Raw genomic sequence first — 26917 nt, 5'->3', positions numbered from 1 at the left:
ATAATAACGCCCCATTTCTACAAGGTGATCGCTTTTCTGGTTTTGAAATCGACCCCGGGATAATACATATCGGCCACGAGCAGGTTAGGCCCGCAGCAGCCTGCGGCATCGCAGTAACAATTCACTTGCTGATTCAAGGGATGCTTAGTCTGCCACTCGGTGAAAATATCATCCAGCTTCGCGCTGCTGATATTGCCAAACGCGGATATATCGGCAAAGTCCGTTACAAAGACGTCGCCCGTGAACAGGTTCACATTAACCCGGTTTCTTCCGTCCGGATCATTACGCAGCGTTACATTCTTCTCGCTGCGCAGTCTGCTCAGCAGCTGCTGGTCTTCCTCCAGGAAGCTGCAGGCGAAGAACGGCAGCGTGCCGAACAGCATCCACATCTCCGGGTCACGATGATCCAGGAGGGAATGAATCGCAGTATTCATCTCCCGGAGCGACAGCACAGGCAGCTTCGAAGCGAAGCTGGAGGCGTACATCGGGTGTACCTCATGACGTCTTGCCCCCATGTCCCCAATCAGCCGGTGAATCTCGGGAAGCTTGGTGTGTGTACGGTAGTTGATCATCGACTCGGCAGAGATCAGCATTCCATCGCTGCTCAGCTGGCGGGAATTCTCCAGCATCGTGTCATACAGCCGATAGGCGGCCTCCTTCGAGACCGGGTGACCGCTGTTCGCGAAGCCCACCTCGTGGAAGTCATCGCCGTTCACATAGTTGAACGAGATATGCATAACGTCCAGGTAAGGGAGCAGCTGCTCATAACGGGAATATGGCATGGTCAGGTTCGAGTTGATCTGTGAACGGATACCCCGCTCCCGTGCATATTTCAGCAGCGGTACGATAGTATTCTCCACCGTTCCTGCACGGAACATCGGCTCCCCGCCCGTAATGCTGATGGTCTGCAGGTGCTCTACCTCCTCCAGACGCTTCAGCATCTGGGTCAAAGGCAGCAGCTCTCCCTCTTTCATCGTGAGACTATCGCCGACGGCGCAATGCTCGCAGCGCATATTGCACAGATTCGTGACCGTCATCTCTACACTGGTCAGTACATGCTGCCCGTATTCGCGGAGTGAAGTAATCGGGTCCCACGGATCATACTCCGGCGACAGCTCTTTTACAGGGATTATAGATGATGGCTCTAATATACTCATTTCTTAAGGCTCCTTTAATGCTTATTCCTTATTATTAACCCAAAACAAAAGAAAAAGAACGATAACTTAAGCTATATCATACCACGACTACTCAAAAAAACAGCAAGGCGGAGAATACAGCTCCGCAATTCCTGCAGATACCCTATTCTCTCCTCGCTGCGCAGAACACCTATCCGGTACTTTTCACTACAGGTTCTCCCCCGTCCGTCACATCCACAATGACTACAGAGAGGGCTTTGCTGAGATCACGTTCATAGGGGGTAACCGTTTCGCCTTCGGGTCCGTTCAGCACCCGGACAACAGGCCGATGCGGCGTGCTGGGATCAATCTTGACCACCACACCGCTCTCGCCGGAGCTGAGCTTCACCGTAAGTCCCAGCGGATAGATGGCCACACGGTCTCTGAATAACTCCAGCTGCTTTTGTTCGTACAGGGTTCCAGAGCCGACATACAGCGCTTCTACCGCCTGATGGGGCAGCATGGCTTTTTTGTAGATCCGGTTGGAGGTCATCGCATCATAGGAATCTGCTACGCCCAGCCATTTCGCATATTCATGGATCTGCGGACCCGTCAGGCCGCGCGGATAGCCGGAACCATCAATCCGTTCATGATGCTGCAGAGCACAGTGAGCCGCCAGCAGAGGAATATTCGGCTCTTCCTTGAGAATGCGGTATCCAATCTCGGTATGCGCCTGCATATGGCGGAATTCCTCCTCGCTGAGCATACCGGGCTTTTGTACAATTTTGACAGGAATCTGCGTCTTGCCGATATCATGCAGCAGCGCCCCAAGCCCGATGACCCGCAGCTCTTCTTTGCTGTAGCCATGGGCAATGCCGAGCACCAGCGTATACAGGCATACGTTCAGGGAATGGACGTACAGGTAATTATCAGCCGTGTGCATGTCAAGCAGCATGATCATCGGGTCCTCTTGCAGGGACATGTCGTCGAGGATGGAATCCATCACCTTGGAGAATTTCTTGTCCAGATGATAAAAGCCTTTGGTAATCCCCGAGGCGCCAGACATCTGCTGGAACTGGTTACGGATCACCTTGAGCGCCTGATTACGCGTCTCATCCTGCAGCATTCCGGGAATCACAATATCCTCCGTGAGTGAATCCTCAATATAGATATAGCCGATATCGATTCTGGCGAGCCGCTTGATCAAGGGATCGGTAAGCTCCACTCCGTCCGCGAGCAGAACCAGCCCTTCATCATTATATATTTTTTTACCCAGCTTCATTCCCGCCTGAAGCCGATTGACGGATACTAGACGCACCTTGGCTCACTCCTGCCTTTAACGGTAAAATTGCTTATCTGTGATGCCAGGCTGAGAATCAACGCATAATAAACAGCCAGAAGGCGGCTGCAAGTATGAAGCGGTAGATGGCAAAATGCGTCGGTCTGATCTTCTGGATCATTCTCATGAACAGAACCACCACCACATAGGCCACGATGAAGGAAATGATGAAGCCGATGACAAAATACCCGATGGTCTCACTCGTGAAATTCTTGTACGAATCCAATAGCTCATACCCCGAGGCCGCGCACATAATCGGAATCGCGATGAGGAAGGAGAAGTCGGCTGAAGCCTTGTAGCTCACCCCGCTCAGCATCCCCCCGGAAATTGTTGAGCCGGAGCGGGAGAACCCGGGCCAGAGGACGGAAATAATCTGGAACAGTCCGATCGAAAGTGCCTGCCCGTAAGACAGATCATCCAGGTCATGCGCCGTCACGCGGATCTTGCGTTTGTTGACCCATTCGGCAATGATCATCAGAATACCGCCTGCTACCAGTGCCCAGAGGACGGTGGATGCCCCGAAGAGGCTTTTGATAAAGTCCCTTGCAAAAAAAGCTACAGCGAGCGCAGGCACAATGCCCAGCAGCACATGAATCAGGTTCAGGCGGGCTGCCGGCATTACGCCCCCTCTGTCTCTGCGGCCGAAGCCGAGCAGATTCACAATCCGCTGACGGTAAACCAGCGCAATGGCCAGTATGGCCCCCAGCTGAATCACAATCTCATAAGTCTTCATAATCGAATCCTGCTCATTGAAGCCCAGAAGCTTAGTCGTTAAAATCATGTGTCCCGTCGAAGAAACCGGAATGAACTCCGTAATTCCTTCCACAATTGCCAGAATAATGGCTGTAATTGTATCCATATTACTCCTCCTGATCTAGTCAATGAAACCTGGTAATGCGTTAACTATCAATTTGATTAAACATGGTATGGATCATCAGGTGGATTGCCTCTCCCAGCGAACCGCTTCACACTCATCCAGACTCCCCGGCCGCTGCAGCTCCATCCGCAGCAGATCGCGCAGGAAATGAGGAAGCATAAATACCGCCTCCCGGCCGTTGGCTATACTCTCATAGCCTGTACGGAACGTAAACATATCCAGCGTGCCGACACTATATACCTTGGTATCCTCCAGCTGCTCCCCGCCGGCAAAAATCGCAATACCGTTATCATAAGGCATGACCCTAGGATCGTACAAGATTTTTAATCCGTCCACGGCCAAGGTGCCCAGTACTTCTCCCCGGAAGCCGTATCCATAGATGACCTTATTGCGGAACTCTGCCATCAGACTCTGTTCCAGTGCAGTGCGGATATCCTTGCCTGTCAGCTGTACAATACAGGGATTAATCGGAGAAGGACATAAGGCATGCAGCATGCCCGCGGTGATGTTGCCCTCCGGCAGCGGGCCAAGCAGCTGGCCTGTATTAACAAGCGAGATGGGGCTGCCTGTGAACTGGCGGACCGCCTGTGCCAGCAGGTTGCCAAAAGGAGATTCCCCCTGCAGGTCCAGCGAAAGCATGCGGTCGCTGATGGCAACCGTCTCCTCCAGGGCTTCACGCCCGCGCAGCAGATGGATCGCCGCCGCCGGAGCGACAAGCTCCTCCGTCAAGGCAGGATCGACTGCCGTGCAGACTCCTTCGGCCAGGTGAAACGATCCGCCTGGCTGCTCCCGCTCGAAGACCACCCGTCCGGCGTACCGGCCGAATTTGCCGGCGCCGCATACGGCTGTCCCGTTAATCATCTGCGGCTGCTCCAGCATATGGTGGGTGTGCCCGCCCAGAATGGCATGCACGCCTTCCAGCTTCTCTGCCAGCCTCTGGTCTGCGGGCAGCCCCAGGTGTGACAGAATGATCACGATATCCACCTGCGGGGCAAGCAGCTGAACCTGCTCGCGCAGTGCCTCTTCCGGGTCCAGCACATCCCAGCCGAGCAAGGAATAGAAGGAGGTGAACGCCGCCGTCGCACCAGTTATTCCAATCTTGATCCCGTCTTTCTCCAGAACCGCGCGGCGCTGCATCCAGTGCGGCGGCTCACCGGTGGCGGACTCCAGGAAATTGCAGCATACTACAGGACACTGGATGCCTGTGAATATGGCTGAGAGCATCTCCTTGGAGAAGGTGAGGCCTTCGTTATTACCGATGGTGACTGCATCGTATCCGGTCAAATTCATAATATCGATGTTGGCCTGTCCCATCGTGCCTTCCGTCTCTACGGCAGCGCGGTCCATATGATCTCCGATATCAAGCAGCAGCACCGGCTCCTCGCCCGCCGCTGCCTTCATCGCGGATATCACTGCCGCGAGCGGACTCATCATTTCAAAGTGGCTATGTATATCATTGGTATGAATAATGGTTAATCTTTGCGGCCCAGGCTTCATAAGCTGGCTTCCCTCCCACTTGTACAGCCGTTTATAAAGTAAGCGGCAGGCTTGTTCTGTTCTAGAGTTAGCATAACATTTTCAGACTCAATATGGTATATTGTAATCATTATAAGCTGTCCTAAGCTTAAGTCCAGAAAGGGTGAAGAACACATGCATATCTCTATCCGGCTGTTCGCCGGTCTGGCCGAAATTATCGGTTCCTCCACTCTGGTCTTCCACGCCCATGAGTCCCCTGTAACAGCTGGCCGGCTGAAGGAACTCCTCTCCGCCTCCTATCCCGATGCTGCGCCGCAGATCGGTGTATCCCTGGTAGCCGTTGATCAGGAATATGCGCCTGATGATACAGATATTACCGAAGGCTCAGAGGTAGCCTTCATTCCGCCCGTGTCCGGCGGTTAACCGGACCGTTCCCCTTCCGCGAATATGCACAGGAACACAACAGGTTAGGACCAGCGGGTTGCACAATCTGCAAGCTACAATCAGTACTCTTACACCATTGAATATTGCGGACTTTGTTGCTATGCTGTAAAAAATTGCTATAGTAAGGTGGCCTATTCATTGAGAGTACACGTGATGGATCTTAAACCGGGTGATCATCTGCAGATGGATACCTTCAGCTCTCGCGGGCTGCATGTACTCCCTAAGGGATCACGGCTGCAAATGGAGGAAATCGCCAAGCTGATACAGCACGGCGTTGATTATGTAGATATTGACACGGTACAGGAAGAACCCGCCCCTTCCAGCCGGACCTCAATTATCCAGGCCGCAACCAACAGCTTCGATACCATGATTGACGGCTTTGAGTCTCTATATATGGAAGCGCTCAGCAAAGGCAGCTTCAATCAGTCTGTAGTGGATGATATTCTTCAGCCGACCTTATCCTCGCTAGACAAACACAAGGATGTAGTAACCCTCCTGCTGTTGCTGGACCGGGAGGATAATTATACCTATAACCATTCCCTTCAGGTTGGCATGCTCTCGTATTATCTGGCTACGTGGCTTGGCTATTCTAAGTCAGAGTGTTACGAGATCGGCCGTGCGGGATACCTGATTGATATCGGCAAATGCCGCATCTCCCCCGCCATTCTGAACAAACCCGGCAAATTAACGCCTGATGAATACGAAGAGATCAAATTACATACGGTTTACGGTTACGAAATCATACAGAATTCCATGAACGATCCTTTCACAGCTCTGGTTGCCTTGCAGCATCATGAACGCGAGGACGGCTCCGGTTATCCCAAGCAGCTGACTAAGACAGACATTCACCCTTACGCCCAGATTGCAGCCGTTGCGGATATTTACAGCGCTATGACCACTCACCGGGTCTATCAGTCCAAGCAGGAGCTAATTTCCGTTTTGCGTGAGATCAACTCCCTTAGCTTCGGTAAGCTGAACGGCAAACCGGTTCAGGCCTTCATCAATCATCTGATGCCTAACTTCATCGGGAAGCGCGTCCTGCTGAACACCGGTGATATGGGTGTCATCGTGATGAACAACCCGCTGGATGTCTTCCGTCCGCTTGTGCAGAGCGAAGGCAGGTTCCTTGACCTGTCACGCGAACGCACAATTGCCGTCGTTGAGATTTACATGGAGTAGCGAGACTTCCTCTACGCAGGATAAATCCTTACATTTCACATAAATCAAGCAGCACCCCTGCGTTGGCGCAGAAGTGCTGCTTGAAGTTGAAGAACAACTGAAGCCTCCCCCGGCCGGGGGAGGCTATCATTTTATCGGATTAGTGTGAGCAGCAGCTCGCCGCTAGGCACTTCTGTCCCTGTGCTCTTAAGCACATCGAGGTATTGTGCCGAGTTGGTCACAATCACTGGTGTTGCAGTTACAAATCCGGCAGCACGGATGGCTTCAAGGTCAAATTCAAGCAATAGCTGACCCTTGACCACCTTGTCGCCTTCCTTCACTTTTTTGGTAAAATGCTGCCCCTTAAGCTTCACGGTATTAACACCGACATGAATCAGCAGCTCCGCACCGCTATCCGAAGTGATGCCGATGGCATGTCCTGTCGGGAATACAGTAGTTACGGTACCGTTCACAGGGCTGGTCAAGATGCCTGAAGAGGGCTCAATGACTATCCCCTTGCCCATGGCGCCGGAAGCAAAAGCTTCGTCAGGCAGGGTGTTGAGCGGCTGCAGCGTACCGGAGAGCGGGCTTACAACCAGTTCTTTATCAATCAGCGTCGGTGTAGTTATACCCGAGGTTCCGCCTGGATTAACCGATGCCGCAGCAACTGTCTCAGGCTCCTTATAGCCAAGTACTAACACCAGTACAGTGGACAGTACAAATGCTACCAGTATACCAATGACTACCCAGACAAATCCGGTGCCGAAATACGTCGGCAGGGCCAGCAGACCCGGCAGCGAGAAGGACAATGCTCTTGCGCCGCCTGTTGCAATAATTGCACCGCCGATAGCGCCGGAGATACAAGCGTAGATGAACGGTTTTTTGAGCTTCAGAGTGACTCCATAAATCGTGGGTTCAGTAATTCCGAAGACTGCTGATAGTGTAGAAGAACCGGCAAGCGCCTTAAGCTGCGGGTTCCGCGATTTCAGGAATACACCGAATACAGCCCCGGCCTGCGACAGAACGGCCGCACTGAGAATAGGCAGCATGGTATCCTGACCCAATGTAGCAATATTGCTGAGCATGATCGGGACGAAGCCCCAATGTACACCAAAGATTACGAATACTTGCCAGAACGCCCCGGCTATGGCTCCGGCCACAAGCGGACTTAGATTGTAGAGCCAAGTATAGCCGGAAGCGAGTCCGTCACTGATCAGCGAGCCTACCGGTCCGAAGGCCAGGAACGTAAGCGGAATAACAATGAGCAGCGCGAACATGGGAACAAGAATATTCCGCACCGACTCATGAATGAAGGAACGGAACCACCGTTCTACATACGACTGCACCCATACCGCCAGAATAATCGGGATCACGCTGGAGGAATAGTTGATGAGTACGATCTTGATCCCCAGGAAGTGCAGCGGGTCTGGTGAGCCTACGGCCGCAATGACTGCGGGATAGATCAAGGCTCCGGCTATGGCAATCGACACGAACTGATTCGCCTTGAATTTGCGCGCTGCTGTAACCGCCAGGAAGACAGGCAGGAAATAGAATACGCTGTCGGCCGCCGCATTAAGGATCATGTAAGTGCCGCTGGTGGCGCTAATCCACTCCAGGGACAGAATCAGAGCCAGCAAGCCTTTGAGGATCCCTGCCCCGGCCAGTGCACCCAGAATCGGCGAGAAAATGCTCGAAATGATGTCCACCGCTTTGCCCAGAACTCCGGTGCTTTCCGAGCTCTCGTCGCTGCCGATTTTCTCCGCATCCTGAAGCGAGGTTTCCTTCATAATCTGCTCGAAGACCTGGCTGACATTGTTGCCGATGACCACCTGGAACTGTCCGCTGTTCTCCACTACTGTAATGACTCCCGGCGTTTTCTCCAGCGCTGCTTTATTGGCTTTGCTGTTATCCTTCAGCTTGAATCTTAAGCGTGTGGCACAATGAAAGACGGAATTCACATTCCCTTCTCCGCCAACGAGTGTGATGATTTTTTTGGATAAGTCTTTATCGCTCATTTGAGTTTGCTCCTTTGAAAGTTCTGTATTTAAGCATCGTTGCAGAGACGAGTTGTGCCAGCTTTTCTATCTTTCCCCTCTGCAAACAAGAAAAACCTGAACTCAAGGCAAAAGAGGCGTCATTACACGCTTTTTTTGCCATCAGTTCAGGTTTTGCCTGCATGACCAGTTACACCCTGAAAGATGATATGAAAATATGAAATGTTGTAGTCCTGCGTATGTTATCTGTTATGTGTTACTCCAGATTATTGCGTTCTGTTACACGCTGAATGTGAATCGTCAGATAGACATATTCATCCTTACTGAGGCTCTGACCATGCGATTTCTCCAGATATTCATTGATCTTGCCTACACATTCGAAAGCCTTGACATAGGTAATTCTCACCTGGTTGTACAGGAACTCTTCCCCGCTATTATTGGTCTCCTTCTTCAGCACACGCATGGAAAAATACTGCAGATGGGTCAGGAACCGCGAGTAGTTAAGTGAGGTCTCGTCCAGCACCACCTTATAATGATAAGTAACGATATTCAGAATATTCTGAACGATCTCTGTCATCTTGATCGTCGATCTAACCTCCGTGCCATCCATTCTGGCATTGACCAGATGCAAGGCAATGAAGCCGGCTTCGTCCTCACCCAGCGAGAGGCCGGTGGTCTGTTCGATCATCTTCAAGGCATCCAGCCCGATCCCGAATTCCTTCTGGTAAAAGCGCTTGATCTCAAACAGCATCGCATTCTTCAGCTGAATCCCCTTCTCAAAACGCTCCAGCGCGAAATGGATATGATCCGTCAGCGTCAGATAGAGATTATCGTTCAGCTCCGTGTGCAGCACTCCACTCGCGTAGGTGACAATGCCGCTGGCCAGCTCCAGGTGAGCTACCGGAATATCATTCAGCAGTTCAGTCAGCCGGGCAGTGAATTCATTCTCATTCAGCAGAAAAATCTTATCCACCTTGGCAGGATCAACATAATCCCCCGCTACCTTATTGAAGGAAATCCCTCTGCCCATCACAATAACCTCCTTGCCCTTCTGGTTCTTGGTCAGGAGCACATTATTGTTCAGCACCTTCTCGATAATCATCTCTATTTCACCTCCTGCCGCATAGTTTGTACAAAAAAAGCCTAAGTTGATCCCAATATCATTCATAAAATGATACTCGCATCAGCTTAGGCATTGCCCGCGTTACCGGTCACAATCCTGTATTACTGCTATTGTAGCATAAATAAAAGCGATTTCAAGAACTTTATTTATAAAGATCTAAATATTCATATTAGGCTTGATTCGGTTTGAAACCGGATCTTGAGGGCCACGCTAATAGCAGACAGTAATACAAGGAGGAGATATGATGCTTGCGGTTCACCAGCGCCTTGCCGAGCTATATACCCTGAGTCTGAAGCGCCCGCTGGCTCCGGCGGAACAAGACGAGCTTCAGCACTGCCTGCATGTTAACACCGTCTACTGCTGGGAAATGGCGCGCCTCCATGTCGAAGCCCTGCTGGCAGCAGATACTTATGATACCCAGTGGCAACAAGAGATCAGCGCGCAGCTGCTGGAGGTCCGGGTAAGCGGGAAGCCGGGGAAACGGTCTTGATGGAAAGGGAGCTCAGCGCACCACCTATACTTTCCAGCACATAAAAACAGCAGCCCATCCCCCATATCGGGGCCAGGCTGCTGCATGTGCTTCTACATGTGCTTCTACAAGAAGCGGAACTGCGCTTCAATTAATCCGTTATAAATACCGTCATGCTTGGTCAGCTCGGCATGATTGCCTTCTTCCTTAATCTCGCCGTGATCCAGGACCACAATCTTATCGGCATGCCGGATGGTCGAGAGGCGATGAGCGACGATGAAGGAGGTCCGTCCCTGAAGCAGCAGCTTCAGCGCTTCCTGAATCTTGATCTCCGTCTCCGTATCGATACTGGCTGTCGCCTCATCCAGAATCAGAATACGCGGATCGGCCAGCAGCGCCCGGGCGAAGGACAGCAGCTGGCGCTGGCCCATGGACAGTGCACTTCCCCGCTCCTCTACCTCGGTATCATAACCCCCGGGCAGCTTGGTGATGAAATCATGAGCATCTACGGCCTTGGCGACCTCTTCGATCTCTTCGTCCGTGGCATCCAGCCGCCCGAAGCGGATGTTGTCGCGGATCGTTCCCGAGAAGATGAAGGTATCCTGCAAGACAATCCCGATCTGTTCGCGCAGACTCTGGAGCTTCACCTCGCGGATATCCTGTCCATCAATGGTAATGCCGCCGCTCTTGATATCATAGAACCGGCCAATCAGGTTGATGATTGTGCTTTTGCCGGAGCCGGTATGCCCTACGAGAGCAATCGATTGGCCTGCTTTGACATCCAGATTAATGCCTTTGAGTGCCGCACGGCCCTTCTCATATTCAAACACAACATTATTAAAGTGAATATCCCCTTGGATCTTGGGCAGCGTTGTCGCTCCTGGCTTATCCTGAACGGCAGGCTGCTCATCGAGATACTCGAAGATCCGCTCTGAGGAAGCCATCGCAACAAGCAGCTGATTGTACATCTGTCCCAGCCGGTTGATCGGGTCCCAGAAGTTGCTGACATAACTGCTGAAGGCCACCAGGAGACCGACCGTAAGCTCACCGGACTGGATCAGATAAGCCCCGAGCCAGAAGAGGACCATCGTCCCGAAGCCGCCGGTGATTTCAATGATCGGACCGAACGCCTGGTTCATCGCTGAAGCCTTGTTCCACGATTTGCGGCTGTCCATATTCATGGCATCGAAATAATACATGTTCTCTTCTTCCTGGGTGTAGGCCTGAGTAACGCGAATCCCCTGAATCGACTCATTCAGATGCGAGTTGATCCGAGAGTTCTTCATACGCACATCCTGCCAGGCGATGCGGATTCTCTGCCGCAGCTTGGTGGAGATCAGGAACATGATCGGTACGGTAACCATCACCGCCAGCCCCAGCTTCCAGTTGATCAGCAGCAGAATAATCATAATGCCCAGCAGCTGCACACAGTCAATCATTAGATTGACGACCCCGTTGGTGAACAAATCCTGCAGCGAGTTGATATCATTGGTCACCCGGACCAGGACGGATCCGGCCGGACGTTTATCGAAGAAGTTGAAGGACAGCTTCTGGATATGCCGGAACAGGTCCGATCGCAGGTCATAAATCACCCGCTGGCCGATCACATTCGTATATTTGATCCGGTATACGCCGGCAATCCATTGAATCAGATACAGAATGATTACACTAGCCGTTAACGTGTATAGCAGCGTCAAGCTGGTGTTTCCGTCTTTTGGAGCAATTGCTTTATCAATCGCCATACTGGTCAGGAACGGAACCGTCAGCTTGGTAATCGTACCCAGAATCATCATGATCGAGACCAGCGGCAGCATTTGCTTCGCATATGGCTTCATATAGCTGAATAAGCGGGTGAACTGCTTCCAGTCAAAAGCCTTGTCGATCACATCATCGTCTTTATAGATAAAGCGTTCTTCCAGCGTCTGTTCTTCTACCTTACTGTTATCCGTATCTTTTACACCGTCAGTGGTCTGCTTGGAGGTCTCAAGGTTCATGCCGGATCACCTGCCTCTCGCTTCTTATCCCTGGCTAAGTAATCGGCGTACTGAATCCGGTACACATCCTGGTATGGCCCTGGGACCGCAATCAATTCCTGATGGGTGCCCTGCTGTACCATTCTCCCTTCATTCATGACAATGATCTGATCGGCATGGCGCAGGGAGGAGATGCGGTGGGCAATAATCAAGGTGGTCCGTCCGCGCATAACCTCCTGGAAGCCGGCCTGAATCTCGTGTTCCGTCTCCATATCCACTGCACTGGTCGCATCATCCAGAATGAGAATCCGCGGATTCTTGAGCAGTGCGCGGGCGATGGCAATCCGCTGCTTTTGGCCGCCCGAGAGACCCATTCCCCGCTCCCCGACTACCGTATCGTAGCCTTCCGGCATCTCCATAATGAAGTCATGCGCCTTCGCCAGCTCAGCGGCACGGATGATCTCATCCATGCTGACATTCTTCAGTCCATAAGAGATATTATTGCGGATCGATGAGGAGAACAGGAAGGTCTCCTGGAACACCGTCGATATTTGCGAACGCAGACTGCGGACCTGGAACTCGCGGATATCCACGCCATCGAGCTTGATACTGCCCTGATTCACATCATAGGCACGCATCATCAGTTGGGTAATCGTGGATTTACCGGACCCCGTTCCGCCAAGGAAGCCAATGACCGCACCAGGCTCGGCATGGAAATGAATATCCTTGACTGCCGGCATTTTGTTGCCGTAAGCGAAGGTGACATGATCGAACTCTACCTCACCCTTTACTTCTGCCGATACAAGCTCGCGGGCATTCTCTATATCCCGGACATCGATTGTCTGATTCAGCACTTCCAGCACACGTTCACCGGAGGCTTTCGACTGGGTATAGTTATTGATGTGGAACCCGAGTCCCCAGACCGGGCCAATGATGTACCAGATCAGGCTGAAGAACGCAACCAGCTCACCCAGCGACAACTGCTTATTGATAACCAGAGTACCGCCGACACCCAGCAGGATGGCGACACTGACCGAAGCCAGCAGCTCCATGAACGGGAAGAATTTACTCCACAGCTCGGCTGCAAAAATCTGATTATCTTTATAACGTTCATTACGGTGTGAGAACTTCTCAACTTCGTAAGCCTCTCTGGCAAACGATTTGACCGTTCTTACCCCGGTGACATTCTCCTGTACAGCCGTTGTCAGGGAACTTAACGCCAGGCGCATCTCCTGAAAGGCCGGATGAATCTTGGATTCAAACTTAAGCGCGACGACCGCCAGAAACGGCATAGTGATCAGAGTAACTAGCGTCAGCTGCCAATTGATGGTGAACATCATAATGGAGCCGAACAGAACCATGAAGAACACATTCAACAATTGGGCAAATCCGAAGCCGATGAACATGCGGATCGCTTCCAAATCCCCGGTCAGCCGGGACATCAGGTCACCTGTCTTCGCCGTATCATAATACCGGAAGGACAGAAATTGCAGCTTCTCATAGCAGGCATTACGCAGCCGGTAAGCCAGGAAATTCCCCAGCCGTCCGCCGAAAAATCCATGGGCAAACTGCAGGCACGCCTTGACAATAATGACAGCAAGCACACTGAGAGCGAGTACGGGCACCTCAGTAAACTTTAGGGGAACAATAACATCATCGATCAATCTCCTTAACAAATTGGGGGTAATAAGCCCCACTGCAGTTGCGGCCGCCAAACATACAATCGACAGAATCAGATAGTGTAGCTTCTCCCGATAAAAGCCCCGCAGTTGCCTGAGAACATCCATATCTCTCCTCCTTAAAGCTTTACGAAGTAAAGCTGGCTCCGTAAGCATAAACTTAGCTTTACGAAGTAACCTTCTTCGTAAGCATAAACTTAGCTTTACGAAGTAACCTTCCTCGTAAGCAAGAACTTGGTCTCTAAATATCGCACCGCAAGCTAGCTTTTTTAGCGCTTCCAATTTAGTGACTTTAAGCAGTTTATCATCCCTAATTTAATGCGGCAAAGGGGAGAAACCACCGTTTTCCCTCTTTTTTCGGAATAAACCGGGCTTAAGCAGGGGCTAAAGGACGCCCGTCGTTTTAAATGCTGCTATTTCCTCGCAAATACTGCTCAATTAAGAAATAGCAAGATTCAACGATGTGAAACAGCTTTTTAGAAGCCCAATAAAAGGTATTTTATGTATTTTTGTTGCGAAATGGCTTCTGAAGAGGACTGAGATTCCGCTAATCGGGAAAATCAGCAGTATTTACTCAGCAATCGGACTCAGGTTCCTTTATTTCACAGACCGGCCCTGTTTTAACATCTCGAAAGACAATATAAGGGAAACTCAGTCCGTTTCAGCACCAATATGAGCTTTTTTGAAGATATAAGAGCTTCTCAGTCCACCTCATCCCTACTACAGAAAAAAACTCAAGCAGTCCTAATAGAACACAAAAATGCCCACAGAGCTTTGACCAACCTGCATCAAAGTTCTGTGGACACTCAGTACATATATCTTTGAATATTGGAGGAAGCTCCTGGTTACCCGATACTGCCTTCCATTTCAAACTTGATCAATCTGTTCATCTCGACCGCATATTCCATCGGCAGTTCTTTGGTGAACGGCTCGATGAAGCCCATGATAATCATCTGCGTGGCATCGGCTTCGGAGAGGCCGCGGCTCATGAGGTAGAATAGCTGCTCCTCAGACACCTTGGAGACCGTCGCTTCATGCTCAAGCACAATGTTATCGTTCATGATCTCATTGTAAGGAATCGTGTCCGAGGTGGACTCGTTATCCAGAATGAGCGTATCGCATTTGATATTGGATTTCGCGCCTTCTGCCTTGCGGCCGAAGGAAGCGAGTCCACGGTAAGTGACCTTGCCGCCGTGCTTACTGATCGACTTGGATACGATGGTTGAGGTAGTATCCGGTGCTAAGTGGATCATTTTGGCGCCTGCATCCTGATGCTGATTCTTGCCCGCTACCGCGATGGACAATACAGAGCCCTTGGCTCCACGGCCTTTAAGAACAACCGCTGGATATTTCATTGTCAGCTTGGAGCCAATGTTGCCGTCTACCCATTCCATGGTAGCATTCTCTTCGGCAACCGCACGTTTGGTAACCAGGTTATAGATGTTCGGTGCCCAGTTCTGAATTGTTGTATAACGGACACGGGCATTCTTCATGCAGAGAATCTCAACCACTGCACTATGCAGAGAGTTCGTGCTGTAGATCGGTGCAGTACAGCCTTCAACGTAATGCACGAAGCTGTCTTCGTCTGCCAGGATCAGAGTACGCTCGAATTGTCCCATATTCTCGGAGTTGATGCGGAAGTAGGCCTGCAAAGGAACTTCACACTTCACACCCTTAGGAACATAGATGAAGCTGCCCCCGGACCATACGGCACTGTTAAGTGCGGCGAACTTGTTGTCAGCAGGAGGAATGATCGTACCGAAGAACTTCTTGAACAGCTCCGGATGATCACGAAGCGCAGAATCTGTATCCGTGAAGATTACACCCTGATCTTCAAGGTTCTGCTGCATGCTGTGATAGACGACCTCGGATTCATACTGTGCAGAGACACCGGCAAGGAACTTCTGCTCCGCTTCCGGAATCCCCAGCTTGTCGAAGGTCTCTTTGATCTCAGAAGGAACTTCCTCCCAAGTCTTGCCCTGCTTCTCTGAAGGTCTAACATAATATTGGATATCCTCGAAATCCAGATCATCCAGATTCCCGCCCCACTGCGGCATTGGCATCTTGCGGAACTGCTCCAGGGATTTCAGCCGGAATTCCAGCATCCATTCCGGTTCGTTTTTGATAGCGGAGATTTCCCGGACGATTTCTTCCGTGAGTCCTTTACCAGACTGAAATATCGACTTGTGCTCGTCACGGAATCCGTACTGGTATTCCTCCATATCAGGCGCTTTCTTAGCCATGGTGTCAGCCTCCTTGTGTAATGTTATTGATAAGCTTCTTACGTTTCTATGCCTTTGCGAAGCGCGTTCCAGGCCAGAGTGGCACATTTGATCCGCGCAGGAAATTTATTAACACCGGAGAGGGCCTCAATATCTTCGTAGTCTCCAAAATCGGCTGCCTCACCCTTCATTAGAGAGGAGAAGCTGTCGGCCATCTCAAGCGCATGCGCTACTGTCTGGCCTTTGACCGCTTCCGTCATCATCGAAGCCGACGACATGCTGATCGAACAGCCTTCGCCGCTGAAACGGGCGTCTTGGACAACGCCATCCTCCACCTTAAGCTGAAGTGTAATACGGTCGCCGCAGGTAGGGTTATTGAGTTCGATCTTAAGTGCGTCGTCTTCAAATGAGCCGCGATTCCGGGGATTTTTGTAATGATCCATAATTACGCGTCTATATAAGTCATCCAAGTTCATAGCTGAAGTACTCCTTTGCCTTGATTAAGGCTTGAACCAGCGAATCTACATCCTGCTCTGTATTATACAGGTAGAAGCTTGCCCTTGCGGTGGAGCTGACCTCCAGCCAGCGCATGAGCGGCTGACAGCAATGATGCCCCGCGCGGACAGCCACGCCTTCCGCATCCAGCACGGTGGCTACATCATGCGGATGGACATCACCCAGGTTGAAGGTGACTACCCCCACCTGACGGTTACGGGGACCGTAGATCGTCAGATCGCCGATCTCCGACAGGCGCTGCTCCGCATAAGCAGCCAGCTGCATTTCGTGGCGGTGGATCTCATCCATCCCTACCTCCTGGAGAAAATCAATCGCTGCCCCTAATCCGACGGCACCCGCAATAATCGGTGTTCCACCTTCGAACTTCCACGGCAGCTCCTTCCAGGTAGACTCATACAGCCCGACATCATCGATCATCTCGCCGCCGAATTCGACCGGATCCATAGCTTCCAGCAGCGCCTTCTTGCCATAGAGAGCACCGATACCCGTAGGCGCAAGCATCTTGTGCCCGGACAAGGCGTAGAAATCACAATCCAGGTCCTGCACATCCACCTTCATATGAGGTGTGCTCTGTGCCCCGTCCACAACGATTACTGCACCGTTCCGGTGGGCAATCGCTGCAAGCTCTTTGATAGGATGGGTAACCCCCATGACATTGGATACATACGCTATGGCTACGATCTTCGTCTGAGCAGTAATCGTCTGCTCAGCATCCTCCAGCGTAATCGTCCCGTCCTTCTGCAGCGGAAGGAATTTCAGGGTGGCCCCGGTGTTCTTGGCCAGTTGCTGCCAGGGAATGAAATTGCTGTGATGCTCCATCTGGGTAATCACAATCTCATCCCCTTCCTTCAGGACGGAAGGACCGTAAGAGGAAGCTACAATGTTAAGCGCGGTCGTTGTCCCGCGTGTGAAGATGATTTCCTTCACGCTGCGGGCATTAATGAAGTTCTTGAGCTTCTCACGGGCGCCTTCATACGCATCGGTTGCCCGGCTCCCCAGGGTATGCACCCCGCGGTGTACGTTGGCATTATCCCATTCGTAGTAAGACTTGAGCGCCTCAATGACCTGGCGCGGCTTCTGTGAAGTGGCTGCACTGTCCAGGTAGACCAGAGGATGGCCGTTAATCTCTTGGTTCAGGATGGGAAACTGCTCCCGGATCTGACTGCTAATCATTGGCCTAACTTCCTTTCCACAAGAGATTGGAGCTGATTGCGCAGTCCCTCCAGTGGAATTTGCGACACAACAGGTGCAAGGAAGCCGTATATGATCAGTGTTTCTGCATCATGACGCGATAATCCCCGGGACATCAGGTAATAGACTTGCTCGTAATTGACCTGTCCTACAGAAGCGGCATGGCCTGCGGTAACATCATCTTCATCTATAAGCAAAATTGGGTTGGCGTCTCCGCGCGCTTTAGGGCTTAGCATCAGAACCTTCTCTGTCTGCTGTCCGTCAGCTCTGGTTGCGCCCTTCTCAATCTTCGTAATTCCGTTAATGATCGAGGTTGCTGAATCCCGCATAACAGCACGGGTAATCATATCACTCGGTGTATTCCGTCCGAAATGCTGCGCCTGTGTAGTGTAGCTCAGCTTCTGCGAGCCGGAGCCTACAGCAATTACCTTTGCATCTGAGCTTGAACCGTTGCCTTTAAGCACCGATTTGGTATCACTGGCTGTATCGCCATAGTTCATCTCACCGATGATCCATTCGATCGAACCGTCATTCTCCACAACGGCACGGCGGTAAGTAATATCTGTAGTATCCTGGCCGAGCTGATGCACCGTAGCGTATCTCACTGTAGCGCCAGCACCGACGAAGACTTCAACCGCTCCGTTATGCAGACCCGCTTCGGACTTATCCGATACATAGTTATCTACGTAAGTCACGGAACTATTCGAATCGGCTACAATCAGAATATGCGGTACAAAGGCAGCTTCAGCGTCATCCGTGAGCAGCACCGCCTGCAGCGGAGTCTCGAGGATGACATTCTTCGGAACGTAGAGGAATACCCCGCCGTTCCATAGTGCTGCATGCAATGCGGCGATGGAGTGCTCTTCAGGCAATACTGCCTTATGCAGATAACGCTGAACAAGGTCTCCATGCTCTCTGACTGCAGTCTGCAAATCGGTGAAAATGACCCCTTGCGCAGCCAGCTCCGGGGCTAGGCGGGCATATACAGCCCCTGAATTCCGTTGAATAATCAGGCTGCCTTCTTCTTGTCCTTCAATTAGCCCGGCAATAGAGGCCGGTGCCTCTTGAAGTGCCGCCAGCGACTGGCTTGGCTTGTATGCCCCATAGTTGTTGATATTCCAGCGGTCAATCCGCGTCTTCTCCAGCTTCGGCAGCTCAAGCTCAGCAGCAAGCTCCAGAGCCTTCAAGCGGCCGTCCTTCAGCCAACCCGGTTCACCGCTGCTCTGCGACTGTGCGCTGAGCTGCTGGGCGTCCACGGGAAGAATGGTTTGCGTCGTCATAAGTGGTTTCCTCCTTCCAGCGTTTCTAAGCTTCTTGTCCTACAGTTTCGTCTTCGATGCCGAGCTCTTCCTTGATCCATTCATAACCTTCTGCTTCCAGTCTCTGTGCCAGCTCAGGACCGCCGGATTTGACAATCCGTCCCTGCATCATGACATGCACATAGTCAGGCTTGATGTAATTAAGCAAACGCTGATAGTGGGTAATAACCAGGAATGCGCGTTCCGGACTGCGCATGGAGTTCACACCGTCAGCAACAATTTTGAGTGCATCTATATCCAGGCCGGAGTCAATTTCGTCAAGGATGACGATCTTGGGGTCCAGCATCATCATTTGCAGAATCTCGTTACGCTTCTTCTCCCCGCCGGAGAAGCCCTCGTTCAGGTAACGGTGCAGGAACTCAGGATTCATATCCAGCTCCTTCATCTTGGCTTCCATCAGCCGGATGAAACGGATTAGAGAGATCTCACTGCCCTCTTCACGGCGGGAGTTAATCGCACTGCGCAGGAAGTCGGAGTTGGTCACTCCGCTGATTTCACTCGGATATTGCATCCCGAGGAACAATCCGGCACGGGCACGTTCGTCCACTGCCATCTCCAGGAGGTCTTCCCCTTCAAGTACAGCGGTGCCTTCTGTGACTTCATACTTAGGGTGTCCCATCAGCGCCGAAGCCAGCGTACTTTTACCCGTACCGTTCGGTCCCATCACGGCGTGAATTTCTCCGCCCTTCATCTGAAGATTGATTCCCTTCAGAATTTCTTTTCCTTCAATCGTCGCTTTCAGTCCCTCAATGACAAATTCTGCTGCCATAATAATTATTCCCTCCATTGATCGATTTGCGAAATCAGAAAGTTGTATTGTCACAGGTTAACCCTGATTACAAGCATTTAGATTTTTTATCACATTGTAATTATTATAAAGTGAATCAGGATGATTATCAATGATTCTCACTAATTTTATTACAAAGGTCCGGTTTTTACAAATGAATTCAGCTCTATTCTTACTTCTGGAGGCAAAGCTCTGGATTCTGGGCCGCTTTTGTCCCCGCCCAGTTCCAGCACAGCAACGATCCGCTCCAGCGGGCGAAGTCCAAGTGCCTTACACCGTTCCCGTTCATACACCCATTCCGGAATGTGGCGGCGTACCCGCCACGCTTCAGATTTGGCCAGAAGCTGAAAATTCTGAACGAGACAGCAGACTGCGGCATAATCCTCCTGCTGCTTATGAGGATCGGCTTCTTCTGTGGCTACAACCAGCAGCAACGGCAGCAGGGCTTGCTCCTCTGCAGAGCTGAGTTGACGGGCAACCTCGCCGCCGGTTACGTAGACGAACCTCCACGGTTCCCTCAGGCCGTCATTCGGTGCCCAGACCGCTTCGTTCAGCAGCTTCTGTACGCTTTGTGGAGCAGGCAGAGTGGAATCTGCAAGCAAGCTGCCCTCCTCACCAATGATAGTCCAGCTTCGCTCAGCCGGCGTTCTTTTCCGCCCCTTCTGTGCCTTGTCAAAATAGCCGATTTCCAGAATTCCGGCAAACCGTTCTCCCTCACGCAAACCAATTTTTTTATATAAAGACTCGCTGAGAATTATGGGATCTGTGTACCACAGCATACCAAGTCCCTGCTCCCAGCCCAGCAGCTGAACGTTCTGCATGATGCTGCAGACCGCGGCATAATTCACATCCCGCTGCTGCTGCGTTTCAGCGGCTTCAGCAATGAAGAGGATGTGGGCCGGCGTATTCATTATTTGCTTCTTCAGAAGAACGGTCATTTTGGAAGGAAGGAGCTTGGCAAGAGTGCTTCCCTTAACCTTCGCGATCATACATTCTGCCAGTTCATCCCGGGACTCGGGGGTTCCGGCATAAAGACAGCGCCAGTGAGGTGTTCCCTCGGCCTCGTATAGACCGGCGGCTTCATTCAGCACAGATACAATAGTTTCCTGCTCAACTGGCATATCGCTGAATCTCCTAATCGTCCGCCGTTCTCTTATGGTTCCGGATACATTCTTCACTCTCATTCCTCCCCAAATATAGCTTTGGCATGAAATTAATTTACCAGTAAACTATATTTTTAAATATGGGGAATGTCAATCCATTATTTTAAACGATAAATCCGTTAAATAATTAGTTTACTAGTGAATAATAATGAATTAGAATAGATTTAGTAAATACAAGTTACAAGAAGGAGTGGCCTGGCCCCATGTATCCAGCCGAAGGACTTAAGCGCCTGTTGTATGACCGTTTTATCCATTTATCCCATTTATCAGAGGAATATATTGCCGCTGAAGAGAATACTTTGGCTGAACTCCTGCAGGAGCACGGGATTACGTTCTCATCAACCAGTCTAACCAGCATTCATGTCCTCGATTGTATCGGCAATAACGAACCGATTAACAGCACTGCAATCGCGGACAAAATGAAGCTGTCCAAGGCGAGCATCACCAAAATCAGCACCAAGCTCCTGCAGGATGGCTGCATCAAGCGAAGCCGGATGAACGACAACAAGAAAGAGGTATACTTCAGCCTTTCCCCTAAAGGCAGACAGCTCTTTGACATCCACGCCAAGATGCATGAGCACCTTGAACAGAAATTTCTCGAGAGCATGAACTCCTTCACCGAGCCGGAGCTGCAGGCTTCCCTGAAATTCGTCCAAACAATAATTGATCATAGTCCAAAATAACCACACTATCAAAAAAATAAAGCCTCCCGCGGGAGGCTTGCCTTCGTCTTCTTCATTCTGGACGCCTGCCTGGCAATCAGCCCAGGAAAGCGCGCAGCATCCACTGGTTCTTCTCCAGATCCGTGCGGATCTTGATGAACAGGTCTGCTGTCGGCTGGTCGCTGATTTCTTCTGCCAGCTCAATGCCTTCTGTCAGTTCTTCAGCCACTGTAGCGAAATCTTCGATCAGCGCCTGAACCATACCGCGGGCATCTTCTTTGCCTGTGGCTTCCTGAATGGTAGCCAGTTCCAGATATTCTTTCATAGTTGCTGCAGGGCTGCCTTTGATGCTCAGCAGGCGCTCAGCCACCTCATCCATTTTGAGTGTAATATCATCGTACAGCTCTTCGAACTTCACATGCAAGGCGAAGAACTGCTCACCCTTCACATACCAGTGATAGTTATGAACTTTCACATACAATACGTTCAAGTTGGCAACCTGACGGTTCAGTACCTGTTCCAATGAAGCAGTGTTCACTTTATTTGATGCTTTAGCCATGAGATGATCCCTTCCTTATCCACTTTAATTTAGCCGGCTGCTTGTCCATTATCCGGCCTTGCAGTTGTCTATTCTTCATTTACCCTTCTGCCTGGAGGGCGAAACAAGCTTGAACCCGGACATGCCCTCATCCCCGCCGCCAGATGCAAGCTTCTGTCCTACCCCGTAGGATGAACCAAGCAGTCGCTGGTTATGCTAAATAATACGGTTCAAAGACAGAATAAAGTCAGCCAAAGGACTGGGAAGTCCCTTGGCTGACTGCACATCGCTATGCGCCTTACATCATTAGCAGCAAGGCCTCTGCACCGGACATGCCTGGAACAATTCCCAGCTTCTCTGCTTCTATGGTTACAGACTCCAGCGGCGCGGCCAACAGCTGAGGAAGCGTGCGCACCCCGACAGCCCTTGCCGCAATAATCTGCCGGTCGCTCAGCACCTCGTTCAGCAGTCCTATATCCAGCGCCCCGCACATGATATATCCTTTGTCTGTACTGATGCTGAGCAGCGTAGTTTTGGGCAGCTTCACCTCAACACCTACCAGGACATGGTTGCCCACCATCATAGGCTCTAACGTTACCATTTGCAGCACCTCCTTCTTTTCACATTCACGTTGTAGGTTATGCTTCCGGCTCAGAGCGCGTGTGGACGATGGTCCTAGTTCATAGAGAAATTGAAGGGCCGGAAGTCCTTATTTCTATGCAAGAGGGTATATAATTTCCGCTTATTTAGTGGTATAGTTTATATACTAATTTAAATTAAAGAAATCGTGACTAACGATTACGCTGGGGGATTAATGGATAAGAAACTACAACACACCGACGGCAATTATCTATTCAATGTCGACATCCTGATTAATGCCCGTACGAACCCGCTTGCGCTGCAGTTCCTGCTTGAAATGTTGAATGCCAGCGACAAAGTCACGGATTTCAACATCAACTCCGGGCTGGAGCTTGGAAGAGCCATTGATCATCTGTTGAAGTCTGCAAAAATGGCTCTGAAGAATGACGCCTTCACACCTGCTCCGGTGAAATTGCCGGAGAAGCCGGCAGACCCTCCGGCAGACAAGCCTGCGGAGAAGCCAGCAGCCAAGAAGCCGGCGGCAGCACCGGTAGAAACTCCTGCTGATGTATTCGGCAAAATCAGGCAGTACATTCAGAATAACCAGCTGGTCCGGCTGCGTGCGAACCGGCACGGCAAGCAGGTGTCCATGCCTTGCCGTATTCTGAACTTTGACGAAACGGCGAATTCGCTGAGTGTATACCATGTGGACGAGAAGCAGGTCTACACCTTCAAGCTTAATGAAATCGATGAATTCCTGTAAGACAAAGAAGCACCTGCTCCAGGTTCCCTGGGGCGGGTGCTTCTTTGTCTTACAGTTATTGTCGAATACAATGCTCCAGCTGTACTTCACTTCTTGCGCGAGAAGGCCTCCAAGGCCAAGCAGAGCCAGCCCGCAATGAAGCATACGCCTCCCAGCGGAGTAATCGCTCCGAGAACTTTGATACCGGAAATACTTAGGATGTACAGGCTGCCCGAGAACAGGATCACCCCGGCAACCATCAGCCGCCCTGCCCAGCGCAGACGGACACTTTCGCCCCATTGCCCTGCGGTAAGCCCGATAAGTATCAAGGCCAGCGCATGGAACATATGATACTGGACACCCGTCTCGTACACCTGCAGATAGTGCTCACTGATTTTTGGCTTCAGGATATGCGATCCAAACGCGCCGATGGCAACAGACAGCATACCCAGCAAGGCTCCCCAGCCTATCAATCTTCGTTGCATGGATACACAACTCCTTCCCTGAGTTGAACTCCTCCTATCTTAACGTATCTGCTCCGCCTTTTGCCAGCCGCATCATTCAGAGCATATATGCCCTGAAGACTTGCATTTAGAGCGGTGTTATGATGAAGTGGTAGTAATAACCTATTATATCCCAAGGAGTGCAGCCCATGGATTATCATTCACCTCCCGAACAAGACACGAATCCGGATTATGTATACCAGGAGAACAAACGCGACTTTAAGCACTCCGGTCCCGGTATCGCTTCGTTCGTAATTGCTCTGCTCACACTGGTCTGCTATGCCATTACCTTAGTGTATGTAGGAGCGCAAGCGTCTTCTCTGATGAATGAGCATAATAAACTGATTGCCGATTCGGCAGAAACGATCATGTATCTGGGTCTGACCATGCTGATCCTTGTCGCAGTGAATATCATCGGGGCGGTTACCGGAATTATCGGTCTGACTCTGCGCAGACGGCGCAAGGTATTTGCTGTCATCGGCACCATCATCAATGCGGGCTTCCTGCTCCTGTTCATGCTTCTGCTATCCGTCGTTCTGGTGAATGCAGGAGCGTCCTAATAACCGTTCTACAGCAAACACAGCATATCCCCTCGAACCGGGACATGCTGTGTTTTGTTGTGAAGCCATATAGCAGTGCTGGACACTTAGATCTCGAACTCTTCGCTTGAGTCGGACAGTCCGCCATTCTGCACTCCAGAGCTGTTGGCTACGGCAAGCACGTATACCTTATATTTGGTGCCTTTCACTATTGGATTACCGTTAATGTCTTTCGCTGCAGCCGCTATCGAGAGATTGCTTCCGTTAGGGACTGCTGATCTATAGTATGAGGATTGCACGCCAAGGGCTTCTGTACTGCCGAAGCTCTGCTTGGAAGGGACGGCGAATACCCGGTATTCGGAGATATTCGACTCACGGGAGGATTTGGTGAAGTTAACCACAACTTTGCCGTTATCCATGCCGTAGGTCACATTCGTCACGGAGGTGACAGGTAGCTTAGCCGATAAGCTAATAGCTGCCGTTCCCTCCGACAATACGTTAGCTCCCTGGTAGCTGCCGTTTCTGACAGTCAAGACATATACTCTGTAGCTGATTTCCGGCTTGATGGCCGTGCCGCGGACGTCTTTGGCTGAGGCATCAAGCACCTGATTGGTGCTGTCCCCGGATGTACCTGCGGTAGTATAATTCCCCGCATTGTTCGCATCCGACAAGCTGAAGCTGTTGTAGTAGTTCGTTGGCACCACCAGAATCCGGTAATGGCTGATGTAGGATTCATCTCCGGCATGATTGAACGATACTCTCAGATCACGGCCGTCTCCATAATCGTTCACATCACTCACACTTAGATTCGATATGGCACTGAGGCCGGAGGTATTCACCAGCGTAATCGCCGGAGAAGCAGCAGATAGCACATTCGAGCCCGAATTGTTCCAGTTACCTGCCGCGAGCACATACACTTTGTAGCTGGTTCCATTCCTGATCAGGGATCCGCGCACATCTCTGCTGGAGGAGCTCAGAATCTGTTCGGTATACGTTCCTGATGTGTTTACCGCCGTATAATTGGCACTGGATACGTTATTTGCATCATTTAAGCTGAAGCTGCTGTAATAGTTCACAGGCACAACCAGAATGCGGTACTGACTGATATTGGTCTCGTCTGAAGCATGGTTAAAGGTAACCTTCAAATCCCGCCCGTCATTATAATCGTTCACATCGGTCACATTCAGGTTGGATACCCCTGCATTGGCGAGTGTAAGGGCCGTCGAAGCAGGTGACAGCACATTATTCGCTGCATTGCTGCTGTCAACCGCCAGTACATATATCCGGTAGCTGACACCCGTCTTGATCAGCGCTCCATCTGTATCTCTGGAGCCTGAGGTGAGGTTCATACTGATATTGTTGCCCGTCTTGTTGAGCTGCGTGTAATTGCTGCTGGAGACCGCATTAGCTCTGCCCAGATCAAACACCTGGGTATTCGACGCTTTGACTACGAAGATCCGGTAAGAGCTTATCTTGCTCTCATCGGCCAGCTTATTGAAGCTGACGGAGAGATCGCGGCCGTCCCCGTAATCACTGGTATCTGTTGCCTGGACGGTGCCCAGTGCCGGAACTGCCTTGTTCTGCAATGTAATAACGGCAGATGCACTGGAGAGGGCACTGGTATTATTGCCTTTGCCGACTGTTACTACATATACGCTATATCCCTGATTATTCTTAATCAGGTCACCATCGATCGTTCTGGCGGCAGCGTTCAGCTTCACAACAGGATTGGCTCCTGTTACCAGAGCAACGGAGTAGTTATTGGAACCTACTGCCAGTGCAGACGACAGGTTCAGTGAAGTACCAGTCTTGGCGACAAGCACGCGGTATTGATCCACCAGCGATTCGTCGGCCGCACGGTTGAAGCTGACCTGCAGATCCCGGCCGTCTCCATAATCGCCGATATCCTGGGCGGTTACCCCCGATACCGGAGCCGCATTCCCGCCTACCGGAACCGGAGTGGTGATCGTTACAATCTGCGCAGCCGGATTCCAGCCGACCTCGCGGCCGAGCGCTTCACTGACGAACCGGGTAGGCACCATTGTGCGGCCCTTCAGATTCTGGCCCGGCACATCCAGGCTGACTGCCTTATTGTTGATAGTTGCGATCTTGGAGCCAATCTTCAGTACAATCGTTGTATCATTCTGGGAAGCAGTTACTGTCTGTGTCTTCTGATTCCACTTGATGTCGGCATTGAAGGCTTCAAAGATAGCCCGCAGCGGTACCATGGTCCGTCCGTTCACCATTACCGGCGGCTGATCGGTGGACAAGGTCACTCCATCAATAATAACTCTGATGGGTTTGGCTGCTGCCTGGGCAGGGGCCTGAAACAACATCGGGAACACCAATAATCCTGCTACAATCGAAATCCATAACTTTTTCACAAGCTCACCCTCCCGGATAGGAAACATCTCTCATTTTTCTATCTCTTTGACGCAAGCTGGGCAGAAAAAGTTTCTCTCAAATCCGGTTACAAAAAAATAACTTTTAGAGCCGGTTCCAAAGACAG

At 51.1% G+C, this 26917-nt stretch carries 25 protein-coding genes; 6 read left to right on the top strand and 19 right to left on the bottom strand.

Translation table 11 applies throughout. The features are described 5' to 3' along the window. Positions 1 to 17: 17 nt before the first annotated feature. The 4 genes from yfkAB to C162_RS06975 all read right to left on the bottom strand — a co-directional run bounded on the left by yfkAB (position 18) and on the right by C162_RS06975 (position 4828). Positions 18 to 1157 carry a radical SAM/CxCxxxxC motif protein YfkAB gene (gene yfkAB, locus C162_RS06990; RefSeq protein ID WP_036692815.1) on the bottom strand — a complete coding sequence of 380 codons (1140 nt, stop codon included), beginning with the start codon at positions 1155 to 1157 and terminating at the stop codon, positions 18 to 20. A gap of 169 nt (positions 1158 to 1326) precedes the next feature. Beyond that, positions 1327 to 2433: an HD-GYP domain-containing protein gene (locus C162_RS06985; RefSeq protein WP_036692813.1), complete on the bottom strand. Its 1107-nt coding sequence runs from the start codon at positions 2431 to 2433 to the stop codon at positions 1327 to 1329. A 58-nt stretch (positions 2434 to 2491) separates the two neighbouring features. Beyond that, on the bottom strand, positions 2492 to 3313 hold the full coding sequence (locus C162_RS06980; protein WP_036692810.1) for an undecaprenyl-diphosphate phosphatase: 822 nt from the start codon (positions 3311 to 3313) through the stop codon (positions 2492 to 2494). Positions 3314 to 3388: 75 nt separating this feature from the next. Further along, positions 3389 to 4828, bottom strand: a complete 1440-nt coding sequence (locus C162_RS06975; RefSeq protein WP_036692809.1) for a bifunctional metallophosphatase/5'-nucleotidase — start codon at positions 4826 to 4828, stop codon at positions 3389 to 3391. A 153-nt stretch (positions 4829 to 4981) separates the two neighbouring features. Between C162_RS06975 and C162_RS06970 the strand changes: the two genes are divergently transcribed. Together C162_RS06970 and C162_RS06965 are read left to right on the top strand one after the other, a co-directional pair. Beyond that, positions 4982 to 5230, top strand: coding sequence for a MoaD/ThiS family protein (locus tag C162_RS06970; RefSeq protein WP_036692939.1), 249 nt, complete (start codon positions 4982 to 4984; stop codon positions 5228 to 5230). A 159-nt stretch (positions 5231 to 5389) separates the two neighbouring features. Continuing rightward, a complete protein-coding gene (locus C162_RS06965; RefSeq protein WP_036692808.1) occupies positions 5390 to 6430 on the top strand; it encodes an HD-GYP domain-containing protein in 1041 nt (346 codons plus the stop codon). A 131-nt stretch (positions 6431 to 6561) separates the two neighbouring features. Here C162_RS06965 and C162_RS06960 read toward each other — a convergent pair whose 3' ends face one another. The 3 genes from C162_RS06960 to licT form a co-directional block, all read right to left on the bottom strand. Continuing rightward, positions 6562 to 8424, bottom strand: coding sequence for a beta-glucoside-specific PTS transporter subunit IIABC (locus C162_RS06960; protein WP_036692806.1), 1863 nt, complete (start codon positions 8422 to 8424; stop codon positions 6562 to 6564). Beyond that, positions 8414 to 8587: a hypothetical protein gene (locus C162_RS35900; RefSeq protein ID WP_156949556.1), complete on the bottom strand. Its 174-nt coding sequence runs from the start codon at positions 8585 to 8587 to the stop codon at positions 8414 to 8416. Before C162_RS35900 ends, C162_RS06960 begins: the two co-directional genes overlap by 11 nt. Positions 8588 to 8659: 72 nt before the next feature. Further along, a complete protein-coding gene (gene licT, locus C162_RS06955) occupies positions 8660 to 9505 on the bottom strand; it encodes a BglG family transcription antiterminator LicT (RefSeq protein ID WP_036692805.1) in 846 nt (281 codons plus the stop codon). Positions 9506 to 9767: 262 nt separating this feature from the next. On the opposite strand from licT, the gene C162_RS06950 reads away from it, so the two are divergent. Then, positions 9768 to 10016, top strand: a complete 249-nt coding sequence (locus C162_RS06950) for a DUF7667 family protein (RefSeq protein WP_235218366.1) — start codon at positions 9768 to 9770, stop codon at positions 10014 to 10016. Between the two features lie 104 nt (positions 10017 to 10120). Here C162_RS06950 and C162_RS06945 read toward each other — a convergent pair whose 3' ends face one another. The 8 genes from C162_RS06945 to C162_RS06910 all read right to left on the bottom strand — a co-directional run bounded on the left by C162_RS06945 (position 10121) and on the right by C162_RS06910 (position 20860). Beyond that, on the bottom strand, positions 10121 to 11989 hold the full coding sequence (locus C162_RS06945) for an ABC transporter ATP-binding protein (RefSeq protein ID WP_036692802.1): 1869 nt from the start codon (positions 11987 to 11989) through the stop codon (positions 10121 to 10123). After that, positions 11986 to 13755 (bottom strand): ABC transporter ATP-binding protein, encoded by a 1770-nt coding sequence (locus C162_RS06940; protein WP_036692801.1) that lies wholly within the window; start codon positions 13753 to 13755, stop codon positions 11986 to 11988. The genes C162_RS06945 and C162_RS06940 overlap by 4 nt, the downstream gene beginning before the upstream one ends. Before the next feature lie 737 nt (positions 13756 to 14492). Continuing rightward, positions 14493 to 15890, bottom strand: coding sequence for a Fe-S cluster assembly protein SufB (gene sufB, locus C162_RS06935; RefSeq protein WP_036692799.1), 1398 nt, complete (start codon positions 15888 to 15890; stop codon positions 14493 to 14495). Positions 15891 to 15928: 38 nt separating this feature from the next. Beyond that, positions 15929 to 16345: a Fe-S cluster assembly sulfur transfer protein SufU gene (sufU, locus tag C162_RS06930; protein WP_036692798.1), complete on the bottom strand. Its 417-nt coding sequence runs from the start codon at positions 16343 to 16345 to the stop codon at positions 15929 to 15931. Beyond that, positions 16332 to 17558 (bottom strand): cysteine desulfurase, encoded by a 1227-nt coding sequence (locus C162_RS06925; protein ID WP_036692795.1) that lies wholly within the window; start codon positions 17556 to 17558, stop codon positions 16332 to 16334. Before C162_RS06925 ends, sufU begins: the two co-directional genes overlap by 14 nt. Beyond that, on the bottom strand, positions 17555 to 18856 hold the full coding sequence (sufD, locus tag C162_RS06920; RefSeq protein WP_036692793.1) for a Fe-S cluster assembly protein SufD: 1302 nt from the start codon (positions 18854 to 18856) through the stop codon (positions 17555 to 17557). The genes C162_RS06925 and sufD overlap by 4 nt, the downstream gene beginning before the upstream one ends. A 25-nt stretch (positions 18857 to 18881) precedes the next feature. Further along, positions 18882 to 19664 carry a Fe-S cluster assembly ATPase SufC gene (sufC, locus tag C162_RS06915; protein WP_036692790.1) on the bottom strand — a complete coding sequence of 261 codons (783 nt, stop codon included), beginning with the start codon at positions 19662 to 19664 and terminating at the stop codon, positions 18882 to 18884. 149 nt (positions 19665 to 19813) lie between these two features. Then, positions 19814 to 20860: a nitroreductase family protein gene (locus tag C162_RS06910; RefSeq protein ID WP_084648842.1), complete on the bottom strand. Its 1047-nt coding sequence runs from the start codon at positions 20858 to 20860 to the stop codon at positions 19814 to 19816. A 188-nt stretch (positions 20861 to 21048) separates the two neighbouring features. On the opposite strand from C162_RS06910, the gene C162_RS06905 reads away from it, so the two are divergent. Then, complete coding sequence (locus tag C162_RS06905) at positions 21049 to 21528, top strand: MarR family transcriptional regulator (protein WP_036692786.1); 480 nt, start codon at positions 21049 to 21051, stop codon at positions 21526 to 21528. A 76-nt stretch (positions 21529 to 21604) separates the two neighbouring features. Here the strand turns inward: C162_RS06905 and C162_RS06900 are convergent, their stop codons facing one another. Both C162_RS06900 and C162_RS06895 read right to left on the bottom strand, forming a co-directional pair. Next, positions 21605 to 22066, bottom strand: a complete 462-nt coding sequence (locus C162_RS06900; RefSeq protein ID WP_036692784.1) for a Dps family protein — start codon at positions 22064 to 22066, stop codon at positions 21605 to 21607. A 277-nt stretch (positions 22067 to 22343) separates the two neighbouring features. Next, positions 22344 to 22646, bottom strand: coding sequence for a YunC family protein (locus C162_RS06895; RefSeq protein ID WP_036692781.1), 303 nt, complete (start codon positions 22644 to 22646; stop codon positions 22344 to 22346). A gap of 213 nt (positions 22647 to 22859) precedes the next feature. On the opposite strand from C162_RS06895, the gene C162_RS06890 reads away from it, so the two are divergent. Then, a complete protein-coding gene (locus C162_RS06890) occupies positions 22860 to 23387 on the top strand; it encodes a hypothetical protein (RefSeq protein WP_036692779.1) in 528 nt (175 codons plus the stop codon). A gap of 86 nt (positions 23388 to 23473) precedes the next feature. On the opposite strand, the gene C162_RS06885 is transcribed toward C162_RS06890, so the two are convergent. After that, a complete protein-coding gene (locus C162_RS06885; RefSeq protein ID WP_036692776.1) occupies positions 23474 to 23851 on the bottom strand; it encodes a DUF423 domain-containing protein in 378 nt (125 codons plus the stop codon). A 167-nt stretch (positions 23852 to 24018) separates the two neighbouring features. Between C162_RS06885 and C162_RS06880 the strand changes: the two genes are divergently transcribed. Next, positions 24019 to 24429, top strand: coding sequence for a hypothetical protein (locus C162_RS06880; RefSeq protein ID WP_036692773.1), 411 nt, complete (start codon positions 24019 to 24021; stop codon positions 24427 to 24429). Between the two features lie 86 nt (positions 24430 to 24515). Here C162_RS06880 and C162_RS06875 read toward each other — a convergent pair whose 3' ends face one another. After that, the gene (locus C162_RS06875; RefSeq protein WP_162174444.1) at positions 24516 to 26792 is read right to left on the bottom strand and encodes a copper amine oxidase N-terminal domain-containing protein; all 2277 of its coding nucleotides are present in this window, start codon (positions 26790 to 26792) and stop codon (positions 24516 to 24518) included. Positions 26793 to 26917: the final 125 nt, after the last annotated feature.

Source organism: Paenibacillus sp. FSL R7-269 (assembly GCF_000517865.1).
In the GTDB taxonomy this organism is placed as follows: Bacteria; Bacillota; Bacilli; order Paenibacillales; family Paenibacillaceae; genus Paenibacillus_AQ.
The sequence above is the reverse complement of the archived record's forward strand: the minus strand, read 5'-3'. Positions and strand labels throughout refer to the sequence as shown.